This is a genomic window from Coraliomargarita sinensis, from assembly GCF_003185655.1.
GTDB classification, from domain to species: Bacteria; Verrucomicrobiota; Verrucomicrobiia; order Opitutales; family Coraliomargaritaceae; genus Coraliomargarita_B; species Coraliomargarita_B sinensis.
Map to the genome: position 1 here is coordinate 488,022 of NZ_QHJQ01000001.1, position 14,123 is coordinate 502,144.

At 53.7% G+C, this 14,123-nt stretch carries 11 protein-coding genes; 6 read left to right on the top strand and 5 right to left on the bottom strand.

Features of this window, described 5'->3' with window-relative positions; all coding sequences use genetic code 11:
* The first annotated feature begins 163 nt into the window (after positions 1-163).
* Positions 164-2,512 (top strand): DUF6288 domain-containing protein, encoded by a 2,349-nt coding sequence (locus DDZ13_RS02070; RefSeq protein WP_110129759.1) that lies wholly within the window; start codon positions 164-166, stop codon positions 2,510-2,512.
* A gap of 45 nt (positions 2,513-2,557) precedes the next feature.
* Here DDZ13_RS02070 and DDZ13_RS02075 read toward each other — a convergent pair whose 3' ends face one another.
* Positions 2,558-3,271: a lipoate--protein ligase family protein gene (locus DDZ13_RS02075; protein ID WP_110129760.1), complete on the bottom strand. Its 714-nt coding sequence runs from the start codon at positions 3,269-3,271 to the stop codon at positions 2,558-2,560.
* Positions 3,271-4,176, bottom strand: coding sequence for an SDR family oxidoreductase (locus tag DDZ13_RS02080; protein ID WP_110129761.1), 906 nt, complete (start codon positions 4,174-4,176; stop codon positions 3,271-3,273). The genes DDZ13_RS02075 and DDZ13_RS02080 overlap by 1 nt, the downstream gene beginning before the upstream one ends.
* Before the next feature lie 63 nt (positions 4,177-4,239).
* Here DDZ13_RS02080 and hisC point away from each other — a divergent pair, with 63 nt between their 5' ends.
* Both hisC and DDZ13_RS02090 read left to right on the top strand, forming a co-directional pair.
* On the top strand, positions 4,240-5,337 hold the full coding sequence (gene hisC / locus DDZ13_RS02085; RefSeq protein WP_110129762.1) for a histidinol-phosphate transaminase: 1,098 nt from the start codon (positions 4,240-4,242) through the stop codon (positions 5,335-5,337).
* A complete protein-coding gene (locus DDZ13_RS02090; protein WP_110129763.1) occupies positions 5,334-6,632 on the top strand; it encodes a hemolysin family protein in 1,299 nt (432 codons plus the stop codon). The genes hisC and DDZ13_RS02090 overlap by 4 nt, the downstream gene beginning before the upstream one ends.
* A gap of 9 nt (positions 6,633-6,641) precedes the next feature.
* Here DDZ13_RS02090 and DDZ13_RS02095 read toward each other — a convergent pair whose 3' ends face one another.
* Positions 6,642-8,303 (bottom strand): tetratricopeptide repeat protein, encoded by a 1,662-nt coding sequence (locus tag DDZ13_RS02095; RefSeq protein WP_110129764.1) that lies wholly within the window; start codon positions 8,301-8,303, stop codon positions 6,642-6,644.
* A 259-nt stretch (positions 8,304-8,562) separates the two neighbouring features.
* On the opposite strand from DDZ13_RS02095, the gene DDZ13_RS02100 reads away from it, so the two are divergent.
* From DDZ13_RS02100 to DDZ13_RS02110, 3 genes are all read left to right on the top strand, one after another.
* Complete coding sequence (locus DDZ13_RS02100; protein ID WP_233246054.1) at positions 8,563-9,717, top strand: outer membrane beta-barrel protein; 1,155 nt, start codon at positions 8,563-8,565, stop codon at positions 9,715-9,717.
* 64 nt (positions 9,718-9,781) lie between these two features.
* Positions 9,782-10,474 carry a polysaccharide biosynthesis/export family protein gene (locus tag DDZ13_RS02105; RefSeq protein WP_110129766.1) on the top strand — a complete coding sequence of 231 codons (693 nt, stop codon included), beginning with the start codon at positions 9,782-9,784 and terminating at the stop codon, positions 10,472-10,474.
* Between the two features lie 32 nt (positions 10,475-10,506).
* On the top strand, positions 10,507-12,807 hold the full coding sequence (locus DDZ13_RS02110) for a GumC family protein (protein ID WP_110129767.1): 2,301 nt from the start codon (positions 10,507-10,509) through the stop codon (positions 12,805-12,807).
* 44 nt (positions 12,808-12,851) lie between these two features.
* On the opposite strand, the gene DDZ13_RS02115 is transcribed toward DDZ13_RS02110, so the two are convergent.
* Together DDZ13_RS02115 and rpsR are read right to left on the bottom strand one after the other, a co-directional pair.
* Positions 12,852-13,835 carry an L-threonylcarbamoyladenylate synthase gene (locus DDZ13_RS02115; RefSeq protein ID WP_110129768.1) on the bottom strand — a complete coding sequence of 328 codons (984 nt, stop codon included), beginning with the start codon at positions 13,833-13,835 and terminating at the stop codon, positions 12,852-12,854.
* A 73-nt stretch (positions 13,836-13,908) separates the two neighbouring features.
* A complete protein-coding gene (gene rpsR, locus DDZ13_RS02120; RefSeq protein WP_110129769.1) occupies positions 13,909-14,106 on the bottom strand; it encodes a 30S ribosomal protein S18 in 198 nt (65 codons plus the stop codon).
* Positions 14,107-14,123: the final 17 nt, after the last annotated feature.

Below are 14,123 nucleotides of genomic sequence, written 5' to 3' on the forward strand. Positions count from 1 at the left end.
CAGGTGGTTCAGATTGTGATCCGCTGAAGCGGATGCAAGGAGAAGCTATTCACAAGTCCCAATCAGCTTCCATTTTCCCATGGTAATCGTGTGTTTTTCTCTTTCACGGGGAAAGAGTCTGGCTAGGGTGACGCGGATTGCTCGCATGTGAGACTTTTACCAGATGACAATTAAATATATTTATACGGCCGTTTTAGCGGCATTTTTCGTCGTCGCCGCTCATGGCCTCGCTGCCAGAGCGCCGGCTGAGTTTCTGCTCGGCCCCACAGGAATGACGGGCACATATACGAAAAAGAGCATCAAAGTGACCCGGGTGGCCGAAGGCTCACCTGCGGACGGTTTCATTGAAAAAGGCGATGAGATCATCGGTCTGGGCTCGGCGAAGTTTTCCGGTGATGTGCGGCGTGCTTTAGCGGCCGCAATCGATCAGGCGGAAACTGACCAGGCGGGTGGGAAATTAAATTTGATGTTGAATGGCGGTCGACAAGCCGACCTCCAGTTGGAGGTGCTGGGAGCTTACAGCGAAAGTGCCCCGTACAATTGTCCTAAAACGGAAAAAATCATCCGGCGGGCGGCGGATTATCTGGCCGCGGAAATCGAGACGGCGCTCGATCCGGAGAACCGGAAATCCCGCGGACAATTTAATTCCGGCGCGACGCACACGGCCCTGCTGGGGCTCATGGCGACCGGTGAGAAGCCTTATATTGATCTGGTGGGTCGGGCGATTGCGAAATCAAAAGTCGCCAACCCTGATTACGAGGCCATCGAAGCGCTATTGGACGGCACCGGCCGCGACCTCGGTTACGTCGGATGGTATTGGGGGTATAACTGCATCCTGTTGGGGGAGTATTACCTTCTCACCGGGGATGAATCGGTTCTGCCGGCATTGAAAGCCTACGCGGTCGGTCTGGCGCGCGGGCAGGACGCCGGCGGCTTATGGGGGCATCGTTTGGCGACGAACGGTCGTCTGCCCGGCTACGCGCAGATGAATCAAAGCAGCCTTTCCTCTTATCTGGGAATGCTCGTTGCCTGGAAATGCGGTATCGATGATCCCGCGCTGAAAAAAGGGATTAAAAAAACCTCGCCTTACTTCGCGTCCCACGTGGGCAGAGGCACTTTCAAATACGGGGTACACGGGCCCAATCCCAAGGAATTCAATAATAATGGCATGAGCGGCCTGGCGGCCGTGTGCATGGATTTGCGCGATAACAAGGAAGGGGTGAAGTTCTTTTCTAGAATGTGCTCGACCTCCTACGATACCCTCGAGCGCGGGCATGCCAGCAACTTCTTCAACCCTCTCTGGACACCGCTAGGGGCCAATTACGCCGGTCCTGACGTCACGCAGCAGTTCTTTGATAACTCGCTCTGGTTCCACACGACCTACCGGCATTGGGACGGAAGTTTTCACCGAAAAGGCAAAGAGTTCCACAAGGAGGGCTCACAAACAGGCGCCGCCTTGTTGACCCACTGCCTCCCAAGGAAGGCCCTGCTCATAACCGGGAGAGAAGCCGACCCGTCGCTTTGGCTGAAAGGCGACGAAGCGACGGCGGCGGTGCGGATGAGCCAGATTGATTACAATTCCAAGACCGTCGAAGAGCTGCTGGAGATGTTTGACCATCCCATGCCCATGGTGCGCATACGCGCCGTCTGGAGTCTGCGCGACCGGGACAGTAGCTTCGTCCCCAGGGTCGCTGCGATGCTGAATGACGGCAACAAGCTTCAAAAAACCAGTGCGATGGAATACTTCGGCTACAAGTGTCCGCCAGAGCAGGCGCATCCACAGATTGATACGATCGGCAGAATCCTCCGGGATGGGCAGGCAGATCCCGAATTGCGGGAAAAGGCAGCCAAGACGTTATCTTTCCACGGTGAACCGGCCTACCGCTATTACAAAGATATGCTTCAGTTGGTGCTCGATGAAGAGCCGGAAGATCATTTTCGGGAGATCGACCAGTCGGTGGGAGAGAGTCTTAACCGGATGTGCGCCACGCCTTTTGATTCCGGCCTCGTGACCGACAAGGAACTATTCTTCGCGGCATCCCAAAAACTGATTGATCACAAACGGCAGCAGGCCCGTTCGGCCGGCATTAAGATGCTTTCGGATATGCCGCTCGAGGACCTGCACCACGTTGCGGATGACGTGATGTATATCATCAAGGACAAAGACCGTACCTATCATTCCTACCACGGGTGGCAGCACACCATCGGGCCTGCTATCGAAGTTTTGGCCGGGCTCAATATCAAGGAGGGTCTGCCCTATGCGGCGGGTGTGATTGACCGCGAGGGCGGTAAGTGGGGCTTCAAGGTGCGGATGCTTTGTGCCGCGTTGCCGAAATATGGCGCCAACGCCCAAGACGCTTTGGCAGAGATCAAGAAAGACCCACGTCTCGAAAACATTGAGGAGGGGCGTTTCGGCCGCATGTGGCGAAACATGGTCACGGCGATTGAGGAGGATCCATCCCCCAGCGAACTGGTTTCCCTGGAAGAGGCCCTGCAAATGGGCGGCCGCTAATTGCCGCCCCTTGCAGTTCTCTACCTGAAAGAATTACTGCGAGGCTTAGCGCCGGTGCGTCCACTCCTGACTGGCAAACTTCTCTTTTTCGCGCTCGATGAGACTCGACTGAAAGAAGGGGCGCAAATCATCCGGTTGCTGCCGGGGGATCTCCAGCGACTGAGACAAGTTTTTGATAAATTCTTCCGAAAACGCGTTCAAATCAACCGGGCCGGAAAGGGCACTCCGATCCATGGAGCCTTGAATCAATAAGCCTTGCCGCGTTTTTTTCATGGCGGCACCGGCGATTTTACGTCCCTCCCAGTTGAGCACGTCATTCATTACGGGCTGGATGAAACACTGGTCCGGGCCCTCAGCCCGGGTGGTCGTCTCGTCGCATTTTCTCGGGCAGGGTGCGAGTTGTGTTTCAATAGACTGGGCGTTGAGCGCACCGGACAGCGACTTATGGACAGCGGCGTAAAGAACGGTCGACGAGATCTCTGCCGGAGGTGCCTTTCGCGCGATGACCAGGGCGTAGGTCCAGTCGTTTCGGTGGTCGACGATGCCACCTCCGGTGAGCCGCCGGCAGAGCGTGACGTCAGGAGGGGTGTGGGACAAAACCTCGCTGCACCGCTGACTGTAACCGAATGTAAAAGAGGGCTCGGCCCAACCGTAGTGCCGGAAGACGGCTGTGCCTTCGGGGAGTGTTTCCAGCAGGGCGGTGTCGATCGCCATGTTGGTGGCGGCATCGCCGAAAGCATTTGGAAGAACGACAAACATTAAGCCTGCAGGGGATCGACCCGGGTCAGTTCTTCAAGTTGTTCCTCAAAGTTGAGGGGTTGGGTCTTTATTTTGGAGATGAGCGGGTGGAGGTTGAACGTGAGATGACTGGGGCGGTCGGCTTGTCCGGGGGTATCTTTTTGGCTGACGCTTTCAATGGTATCGAGATCCAGTCCGAAGTGGCGGAGGATGCGCTGCCCCATCTCGTAGCGGCTGACCGTCTCGCTGCCGGCCCAATGAAAGATGCCGTGGAGGTCGCGGCGTTCTGAAAGCTCCAGCATGACTTCGGCAACATTTTCCGCCGAGGTCGGCTGGCGGATTTCGTCGCAGAAAAGTCTGGGGCGCTCGCCGGCTTGGATTGCCGAGATGAGCTTTTCATGGACGCTTCGGCGGCCGCCTGGGCTGTTGCCCATGAGGATCGGGATGCGCAAAACAACAGGATCCTCCGGATTGTGCTCCAGGACTTCGCGCTCGGCCATCAGTTTGGTCTGCCCGTAAAGATTGGTCGGTGCCGGCATATCCGTGGAGCGGTATGGCTCCTCCGCGCGCCCGTCGAAGACCATGTCGGTCGAAATGTGAATCAGGCGCGCCCCCAGATGATTGGAGAGTTGGGCGAGATGCCGGGGCAGGGCGACGTTGATCTTTTCGGCCAGTTTTGGATCGGCCTCGACGGAAGCGGGGTTGGAAATCGCGGCGCAGTTGACGATGGCATCCGGCCAGATTTCGAGGCACAGGCTGGTTAGTGGGTCGGGGGCGCGCAGATCGATTTGTAAACTGCGGGAAATTCCGCCGGCGACCGGGGTATGTTGGTTAGCAAGCGCTATGACCTCGTGGCCGCGGCGGACCGCAGCGCTGGCATAAGCATTTCCGAGGAGACCTGAGGCTCCGGTGAGAAGAATCTTCATAATGTGGAGTGGGAGTTTTTGTTGCAATCGGGCATAGGCGACGCAAGTTCAAAGCAAAACTCAATGAACTACGCTGAACTTGCGAATCCCGGTGTACTGGAGCAACCGGTCTATGAACCGGGCAAACCTATCGAATACGTTGCGCGCGAATATGGCTTGGACCCTGCCAAAATCGCGAAGCTCGCCTCGAACGAAAACCCCTTCGGTCCTTCCCCGAAGGCAATCGAGGCTGGTCGGCTCGCCATGCAACAGGTCCACCTCTATCCGGATGGCGGCTGCCATGATTTGCGCGAAGCGATCGCTTGCGCGCGTGGTGTGTCCGAAAATTCAATTTTAATCGGCAATGGCTCGAACGAGATTATCGAGTTGCTGGGGCATGCCTTTCTACGCCCGGGAGTGGAAGCAGTCATGGGCTCGCAGGCTTTTATCGTCTATAAGCTTGTGGCTAAGCTCTTCGGTGCGACGCCCGTCGAAGTCCCCATGGACGGCTTTGCTCATGACCTGAAGGCTATGCGAAATGCTGTTACGGAGAAGACACGTCTGCTTTTTGTTGCGAGTCCGAACAATCCGACCGGAGCCGCCAATTCGGAGGCCGAGCTGATCGATTTGGCGGAGGGCTTGCCGGATCACGTGGTTTTTTGTTTCGATGAAGCTTACGCCGAATATCTGGACTCGGCGCCGGATCTGCGCCGCCAGATCGAGGCGGGAAGAAAAGTGATCTGCATGCGCACGTTTTCCAAAGTTTACGGATTGGGCGGTCTGCGCGTCGGCTACGGTTATGCAGATCCCGAACTCGTGGCGCTTTTGCAGCGGGTTCGCCAACCGTTTAATGTCAACTCCGTCGCCCAAGCCGCGGCGAAGGCGGCCCTCGGAGATCATGATTTCATGGAAATGTGCCGCCGTGAGAATGAGACAGGGCGCGAGATTTTGTCTGCCGGTCTCGAGAAGATGGGCTTTGAGACTTTTGGAGGTAGTGCCAATTTTGTTTTATGCCGCGTCGGTGACGGGGTAAAAGTATTCCGCCAGTTGCAGGAACGGGGCATTATCGTGCGTCCGCTTGCACCTTACGGGATGCCTGATTACGTGCGTATTACCATCGGACGCCCCGAAGAAAATACGCGCTTGCTGGAGACGATGTCCGGATTGCTGGAAACTGCATGAGTGCGAGTTGGTCCAGTTTCTTAATCTCCTCCTTAACGGTCAGCATCATGCTGGTGCTGCACGGTTTTATCGTGATGTGTGAAATCAGCTTGATGAAGCTTCGTTACGGCGAGGTCGACGACGAGCAGTTTGAGGCGTTAAAGAAAAACAAGGGGATTTCACGGCTGATTGAGAACAGTGACCTCAGTGGCAGAGTACTGCGCTTTAGTAAAACACTGTGTACGGTTGCGGTTGGGCTGTTGCTCATTCCCTGGGTGGCAGACTTGTTTGTTTTAATTGACCTGTCACTGGAACCTAATCGGTGGGTCGTTATTCTGGTTGCCTTCACTTGTGCGGTTTCGGTTCATTTTGTTTTTGCGGAGATCCTTCCCCGTGGGCTTGCCATGCGGGACCCCGTCCTCGGGCTCAAAAGGTCTTACCGTGTCCTCTTGGCCTTTCAGGTGGCTACCTATCCGCTGATGCAGTTTTTCCGTGTCCTAAAGCGTGGCTTGTATCGGATTATCGGAGTCGAGGTTAAGGATGAGTTCAACCCGCTTGATCTGGATGTACAGATCCGGGCCATGGGCGAGGACAGTCAGTCGATTTCCAGCCTGGTGCGGCGTATCATGGATCGTACCATGAATATGCGCGGGCTTGTGGTTCACGACGTTCTGCTCCCGCGCAGTCAGGTCGTCATCTGCGACCTGGAAGAAGATATTCGCACAAATCTGGATAGGATGAAAGAGGCGGGGCATACACGCTACCCCTTGTGCAAAGGCAGTTTGGATGACTGCGTCGGCCTCATCCATATCAAGGATATCTTCCGCTGGCGTGAGCCGGTCTCACAAATTGACCTCATCAACCTGAAGCGGAATGTGGCTGTATTTCCCCTCAATACTCCTTTGGAAGAGGCCCTGCAGCGAATGCTGCGGGCACGTTTTCATATGGCATTGGCCATGGATCAGTTCGGTGGGGTCGTCGGAGTCATCACACTGGAGTCCATTCTCGAGGAACTGGTCGGCGAAATTCAGGACGAGTTTGACAGCGAAGAAGAGCAAATCATCGCTTTGCCAAAGGAGGGCAGCTACCGAATATCGGCGCTGACTCCGGTACACGACGTCGAACAGGCGCTGGATTTGGAGATTGAGAATGACGATGTCTCAACTTTCGGGGGCCTGATCACCGGAGAACTGGGCCGCATTCCGGATCAGGGTGAAATTTTGGATTTATACAATATGCGCGTGACGATCGAGCAGGTTGACGAGCGTCGTGTTATCTCGACTCGTGTCGAGGTGATCGCCACCCCGGAATCGTAAAGTCCCGTATCAAGAGTCGAAGAGCGGCAAATTCGAATTCTTCCGCAAAATCGCATTGAGTTCAAGAAGCAGACCCTGGCGGTTCGGTGTGAAAATAAAGCGGTCGCTGCCAAGCTTCCGGTAGGCCTCGACCAGCAGCTCTTCCTGGGGGCGGCGCATTTGGAGAAGTCTGGGCAACAAACGGTTCAGATTTTCCGTATAGCCCAGCTCAAGCTCTGTTCGGATTAATTCCGTCAGAACTTTCTGGTTGCTCGGGTTGGCTTGGTAGGCATTCAACAGAACCTTGCGGGCTTGGGGATAGCGTCCGATTTCAGAAAAATAACGGGCGACAGCCAGGAAAGTTTCCGGCTGGTTGTTTTTCCCGTCCAGGAAGTCCTGAAGATAGATCTCACCTAAGTCGGCCTGATTAACGCCGTATGAGGCAACAGCGCGGAGACTGTTGAACGTCGCCCAGCGGTTGCTCAACCACTGCGGTTTTTCTTTAAGCAATTCCTCTGCAAAGTATAGTGCCCCCTCGTAGTCATCGCTAGCCAAGTGTGCCTCAATCAAGAGCAAGGCAAAGGCATCGATAGCAAATTCGTTTTCAAGAGCTTCTTCGTAGGTCCGACGCGCGAGATCGATGTTTCCGGTTTCAGCAGCAAAGTTTGCCAGAGCCTGCAGAGCGGGTTCATCTTCGCGGAATTGCTTGAGCATGCGCTGCGTTTCCCGCTTCTCGCTTTCCACGTCCCCGGTCTTGTTGTAAATGTACAGAAGTTCGAGTCGCGGCGCGGCACTCAGCGGGTCGCTGACGTTGCGTAAAATCGCATAGCGTCTGGCCTCATCCAGATTCCCGAGTTCGCGGTTGTAGCGACTGAGCTGCATGAGCAGCGGCTCAGACTTTGGGAACCTGCTCAATGAAGCCTCCATTTTCGTGATCGCAGCTATCTTGTTGCCGCGTTCCCAACTGATCTGAGAGGACAAAAGCAGTCCTTCGAGTGATTCGATCAACCCGTAGCTCATCAGGTAGTTTTCGGCATTATCAAAGTTGCCGCGCAAATAGTTCGCATTGGCCGCCCCAAATGCCAGGACGCGATTTCTGTCCGTAAGTTCAGGCTCATCCGGAAGGTGCTGGTCTGCCAGCGTTTGAATCTCTTCGTCCATCTGGTGGCGCAACAGCACGCGTAAAGTTTGTTTGAGGTAGTCCAGGTCTTCCATGCCTCCCTCTTCCAGTCCCTGGATAAGCTGTTGCGCGGCAATGTCGGGGCGTTTCAGGGCAAATTCGTAGAATTCGGCCATGACCTGGCGTCCTTCCAGGTTGCCCGGGGAGCGAGCGACCCCTAGTCGCAGGAGGCGGAACCCATCGCGGTAATTCCCTTCCCGCATCTCGTTCAGGCCTTTTTCAATGTGGTAGTCCCCCATCTCTTTTCGATGCTCCTCCATCCCGAATGGGAGGAGGGTGAGCATTTTTACATAGGAGACGTCGTCGAATTCCTTGTTGTACTTGAAGTAGAAATAGAGGGCACCTCCGAGGCTGAACCACCCGACCAGTGCCAGTAACAAAAATGTCACAAAGAGCCGTGCCCATCGAAAGCGTATACTGATCCGCCCGTCCAGTGCTTTGCTCTGTACCGCATAGCCAAGCAGGATCGGCTTTTCCCGTTGGGAAGAACTGTTGGACTTCTCTCTTTTCATCGCTGGTAGTGGGGATTTGAGGAGTTTAGGGGTATAATCAAAAAGACGTAAAAAGCATTTACGCCAAGCTTAAATAAACTGTATGAATTAGTTTGATCCAAAAGGCAACCGTGCTAATGTCGATGCTCATTTTGGTCTTGTATTCATTACCCCTTATGTAACAAATTCTACTAACATCCGCCCAACCGGAATACCAAAATTTATTATGAAACCACTTAACTCCCTTAGCCCTGCCCTCCTTTGTTTAGCCTTTGCAACTTTGGCGCAGCCGACTGCTGCCGCACCACTGGTTTCGATCGGCGACAATGTGGACGTTTTCTTTAACGGCTCGTCGAGTGTCCGCTGGTCATCAAACATCTTCCGGGACGAAGACGATGAAGTGGACGACATCATCTGGTCACTTACTCCTGGCTTTGAAGTTAACCTCGGACGCGGTGTGACTAATGCAGACCTCAGCCTGATCACACGCTACGAAATACGCCGCTATGCGGATTTGGACGAATTGGATACGGAGTTGTTTAATATCCAGTTGAACGGTTCCTACCGAACCAGCCGCCTGGATCTTAGCGGTTCGGCTTATTTCCGTGAGCAAAAATCTTCGACCGGCGACATCAATCTGAACAACGATCTAGTCGAGTCAGACCGTTTGGGCGGTCGGTTGAATGCCGAGTACCGCTTCTCGCCCAAATTCAGCCTCGGTAGCGGGATTAGCTACAGTGAGACCGAGTACAAGGATCCTTACGATGCTAACTTCTCCGATCGTGAGCGTTTCACAGTTCCGGTGGACATTTTTTACGAACTCACTCCCAAGGTGGATTTGAGTATCGGCTACTCCTATGGCGAAACTGATGTCAGCGGCCGTCCGGCAATCACCACCGGCCCCCCGTTCAACTTTATTCTCGTACCGGCAGCCAACCCCTACACCACTGAAGACCATTTCTTCAATATCGGCGCACGCGGTAATTTGCTGCCTAAACTGACCGGTTTCTTTAAGGTGGGTTATCGCCTGAGAGACACCGATCGCCCCGGCAGTTCCCAGAGAGGGACATTGGGTATCGACTCGGATCTGACATGGGCGACTACACCAAAGTTGACAAATCGTATTGCTTTGTCCCGCGATTTTGGTGTGAGCGGCGAAGGTGTCTCGTCTGAGAATACATCCGTATCGCTTACTTCCAACTACTCCTTGAACAGCTACTTTGCTGCATCGGTGTTCGCAGATTATACCTTGCGTGAGTATATCAATGTGGATCGCGAAGAAAACCAGTATCGTCTGGGCGCACGGCTGACTTATACGCCGAACCAGTACTGGAGCTTTGGAGCAGGTTACACATATTCGGAAAACGATTCCGATGCGGTTAACCGTACGTACGAAGACCACTCGGTCGACTTCACGGCGTCACTGCGTTATTAAGAGTATTTGAACAAAATTATCTAAGTGCTTTCTCAATGCCTCTACACGAGGCATTTTTCTATCTATGGACACCGTAAAATCAGTTTTCTTACACTTTATCATCCTACTGGCTTTTGTTCTAACCGGTGCTGCGCAGGACTCTGGTTTTGGTGGTGGTTCGTCCTCTTCGTCTTCCGGCAACAGCAGCGGATCCTCCGGCGGATCTACTGGTGCATCGGGAGGAAGCTCGCAGGGTGTCGGAATTATTGTGGGTGAAAACTATGTTTTGAAGCCCTCCGATGTGATTTCTGTCGAGGTTTATCAAGAGGAAGACCTCAACAAAAGTGTTCGGATTGAAGGCGATGGCTCTGTTGCTCTTGCGCTCATTGGTAAGGTCAAAATCGCCGGAATGACCGTAGCGGAAGCTCAATCGCTCATAACAGACCTCTACAATCGGGACTACCTGGTTGATCCACAAGTGTCTGTACTGGTCACATCTTTCTCGCCGAAAATCGTACATGTGCTCGGATCTGTCAACAGCCCCGGGAGGGTCCAGATTCCGCCTGACCGCGACCTGACTTTGACTGAGGCGATCGCTGCCGTGCGTGGCGTTACCCGTTTGGGAAATCCCAAATCTATCACTATCAAGCGTGTGGATGAAGATGGCCGTTCCCGCCAGATGGAGGTGAACTTTAGCCGAATCGTTACCGACCCCGACTCCAGAGATATTGTTCTGAAAGAAGGGGACACCGTGTGGGTGCCGGAGCGAATCATCTAAACTGCGACTAAAACCCACTCAAATTTGTCTGAATGAAGAATGAATACGTAAGAGGCGCGCCGGATCCGAATGCCGGAGGTTATGCAGGTGGCTATGGCTACGGTAGCTACGGCTACGGTGGCGGCTACGGTTATGGCGGTGCAGGCTATGGCTACGGTGGTGGCTACGGTGGCGGTGGCGGCGGGCCACAACGCTCTTTCAAGGACTACTTCCTGATGTTCCGTGAAAGGATTTGGTACCTCATTGTCGCCTTTTTTATTATTTTTTCCGGTTCGATTCTCTACACTTTTAACAAGACCAAGGTGTACACTTCTGCAGCGACTGTTCAGCTGCTGCGCGACGACCCCTCGGCATTGGGGGATACGGTTGAAATGGAGCAGAATCAAATCCGTTCAGCGGAAGATTTGAATACCCAGATCAGCTTACTGGAGAGTGGAACAATTATCCAGGGCGTGGAGCAACGTTTGCAGGACGATATGCGTAAGCGGTTTATGGCGCCCTACACGGATGCACTTAGCTTGCGGGGACCGCTCACGCCGACGGAAGTTCTCGGGCGCAACCGGAAAATCATTCCCCGGCGAATGAGTTTGATGATTAACATCGCTTACTCTCATCCGGATCCGATTGTGGCGGCTGAAGTCGCAAACCTTTTCGCCAAAGAGTTTATCGATTACAACCTCAAGCTCAATATCGACAGCTCGATGAAGGCGGTCGAAGACCTTCGTATTCGCGCGGACCAGCAGAAGGATCGTGTTGAGGAATTGGAGTTTAAGCTGGCGGATTACCGTGAGCAAAAGAACGCGGTATCACTCGACAGCCAGGAAAATATCGCACGGGAGCAGCTTGGCAGCCTCAACACAATGAAGCTGAACAATAAGAATATTCTCGATAACCTGGAAACGAAGTGGAACCTGATTGAGAATTATAAACGCGAGGGTAAGGATCTCTGGGAGCTTTCCTTTATCGCGGAACAGGAGCGGGTCGCGTCCTTGTTGGAGCGGATTTCCGGTGCACGTATCAGTATTTCTTCTTTGTCCAAAAGATACCGGGAAAAACATCCGGTGATGATTCAACAGATCCAGACGCTGCAGGAAGCGGAAATGGAACTGGAATCAGCTGTTAAAAATGCAGTCGATAAAATTTACGCCGGCTATATCGAGGCCCAAAAGAACTACGAGATCGCAACTAAGCGTCTGGTTGAGAAAGAAAAAGAGCTCATCGAACTCAGCCGGACCCGGGTTGAATACAACTCGCTCTTACGGGACCTGGAAGTGGAGCAGAACTTCTATCAGGCCCTTAACTCACGCATGACCACAGAGAAAGCGCAGGTGAATCTCAAAAACCCGAATGCGCGAATCGTGGACGAAGCTTATCCGCCAGCCGATGACAATCCTTCGTCACCCAATGTCGTGATGAATCTTGCCGCAGGTTTCTTTGGCGGTCTGGCCGTAGGAACGGCGCTGGTGTTTGCCGTGGCTTTCCTGGATGACCGTGTGAAAAGTGCTTTCGATATTGAGGGTACGATCGGTCTGCCAATGCTCGGTGTCATTCCCCGCATTAAGAAGCTGGATACGAACACCAAAGCGCAGGCGGTGGCTTCGAATGTGGACCGGCATGTCACGGAGACTTTCCGTACGATTCATTCGGCATTAAAGCTCAATGACGAGAGTAAGAATGCCAAAGTCATCATCACCACCAGCACGGTCCCGGGTGAAGGTAAGTCCTTTATCAGTTCCAACATGGCGCTGACTTTTGCCAATCACGGTGAAAAGACGCTATTGCTTGATGGTGACCTCCGATTGCCGAATGTAGCCCGTTCGCTTCAGCTGGAGAATGAAAAGGGGCTTCTCGACCATGTCGAGCAAGGCAAGGACCTGGACGACGTTATCGTAAAGGAAGTCTATCCGAACCTGGATGTCCTGCCTTCAGGCGGCAAATCCAAGAATCCGACACAAATTCTAAATAGCGCTTCATTTGAGTCGATGCTGGCTGAGTTGCGTGATCGCTACGACCGTATCATCATTGATACGCCGCCACTGGCTGCGGTCAGTGATGCCCTTAATTTGCTGCCGCTGGTTGATGGCATTCTCTATGTGATCAAATTTAACACGGTTAAGCGCAAGACGGCGGTAGTGAATGTGCGACGCCTCTGGGAGTCGAATACTCCGGTGTTTGGCGCCGTGCTGAATAACATTACGAGCACACTATCCAGCTACTACTACTCTCAATACTCGGATAAGTCCTATCAGGATTACTACATCCAACAGGAAGAAGAGTTTGAGCACGAGCTGGAGGGAGAAGTGGAGCCGGAAGAGCTTCAGACCAAGTCATAAGCGAATAGCTTGCTCCTGAAGTCAGTCCCCGGCCGCCTCGCTTTTCAGCGGGTAGCGGCCCGTCGCAAGCGGTCATTCAATGCCACGCCAAGGCCCTCCTCCGGGGCGGCCTCAATGATGAGTGCTTCGTATCCCATACGGTCCAGCTTTTGGATGGTGTCGAAAAAGTTCTGGGCGACTTCCGCCAAATCACCGTCCTCAGACAGCCAGTAAAGATCATCCCGTTCGATGCCTAGCGGACGCTTGTTGGCGACAACGGCAGCTCCACTATCGAGCGGGAACTTGAGCTGTCCATTCTCGACGATTTCAATTTTTGTATTTGGACTGTAATGTTTTGTGAGCTGTCCGGGGGAGGTTTGGGCCTCTTTGCCGGATTTGGACACTTTAGCTTGCTGAACTTTCCGTCCGAGTAGGCCCTCAATCTCTTGAGCGCAGATGGGCCCGGGGCGGAGAATGCGAATATTGTCGCTGTTTCGAAGGTCGAGCACTGTTGATTCAATCCCGTGCCGACAGATACCTCCATCCAAAATAGCTCCTATTTTGGGGCCCAATGTGTGCGCGACATGTTCCGGACGGGTCGGGCTCACGTAACCGAAAGGATTTGCGCTGGGAGCGGCCAGCGGGAAATCCAATTGCTGCAGGAGTGCCTGCATTAGAGGCTGGTTGGGCACTCGAACCGCGGCACTAGTTAGCCCGGCCGTGACCAGGTCGGGGATGGTCGGCATCTTTTCGAGAACCAGTGTCAGCGGACCTGGCCAGAACTCCTCTGCGAGAGTTTCGGCAAATTCCGTGGCGTGAACATGGGTAAAAGCTGCCGCGGCACTTTTGAAGTGCGTAATCAGCGGATCGATAAGAGGCCTGCCCTTGACATTGAAAATCCGCCGGACGGCCTTTTCCGAGAGGGCGTTTCCGGCCAGCCCGTAAACCGTTTCGGTGGGCACGGCGACGAGCTGGTCCTTGCGCAGCAAGTCGGCACACGCCTCAAGTGTGCCGGGCTCATCCTTTAGAATAGGCTCTCTGGGTGGCATCGTCGTGAATGGAAATAAAAAATCCTTCTCTACTAGAGAGAAGGATCGTGAAATAAGCTATCCGCAAACGAAACTACTGCATCGTCAGCATATTACGCGCTTGCTTGATGCGATTGGTGACGCGTCGCTGGTGTTTCGCGGAAAGTCCTGTTACCTTGCGTGGTAGTATTTTACCGGTTTCCGTAACGAAACGCGACAGCTGGTCCACGTCGTTAAACGTGTAGTCCATCGGATTACGGGAACGGTTGGGTGTCTTGTTTTCTGCACTCATGGAGCGGCGTAAAGTAG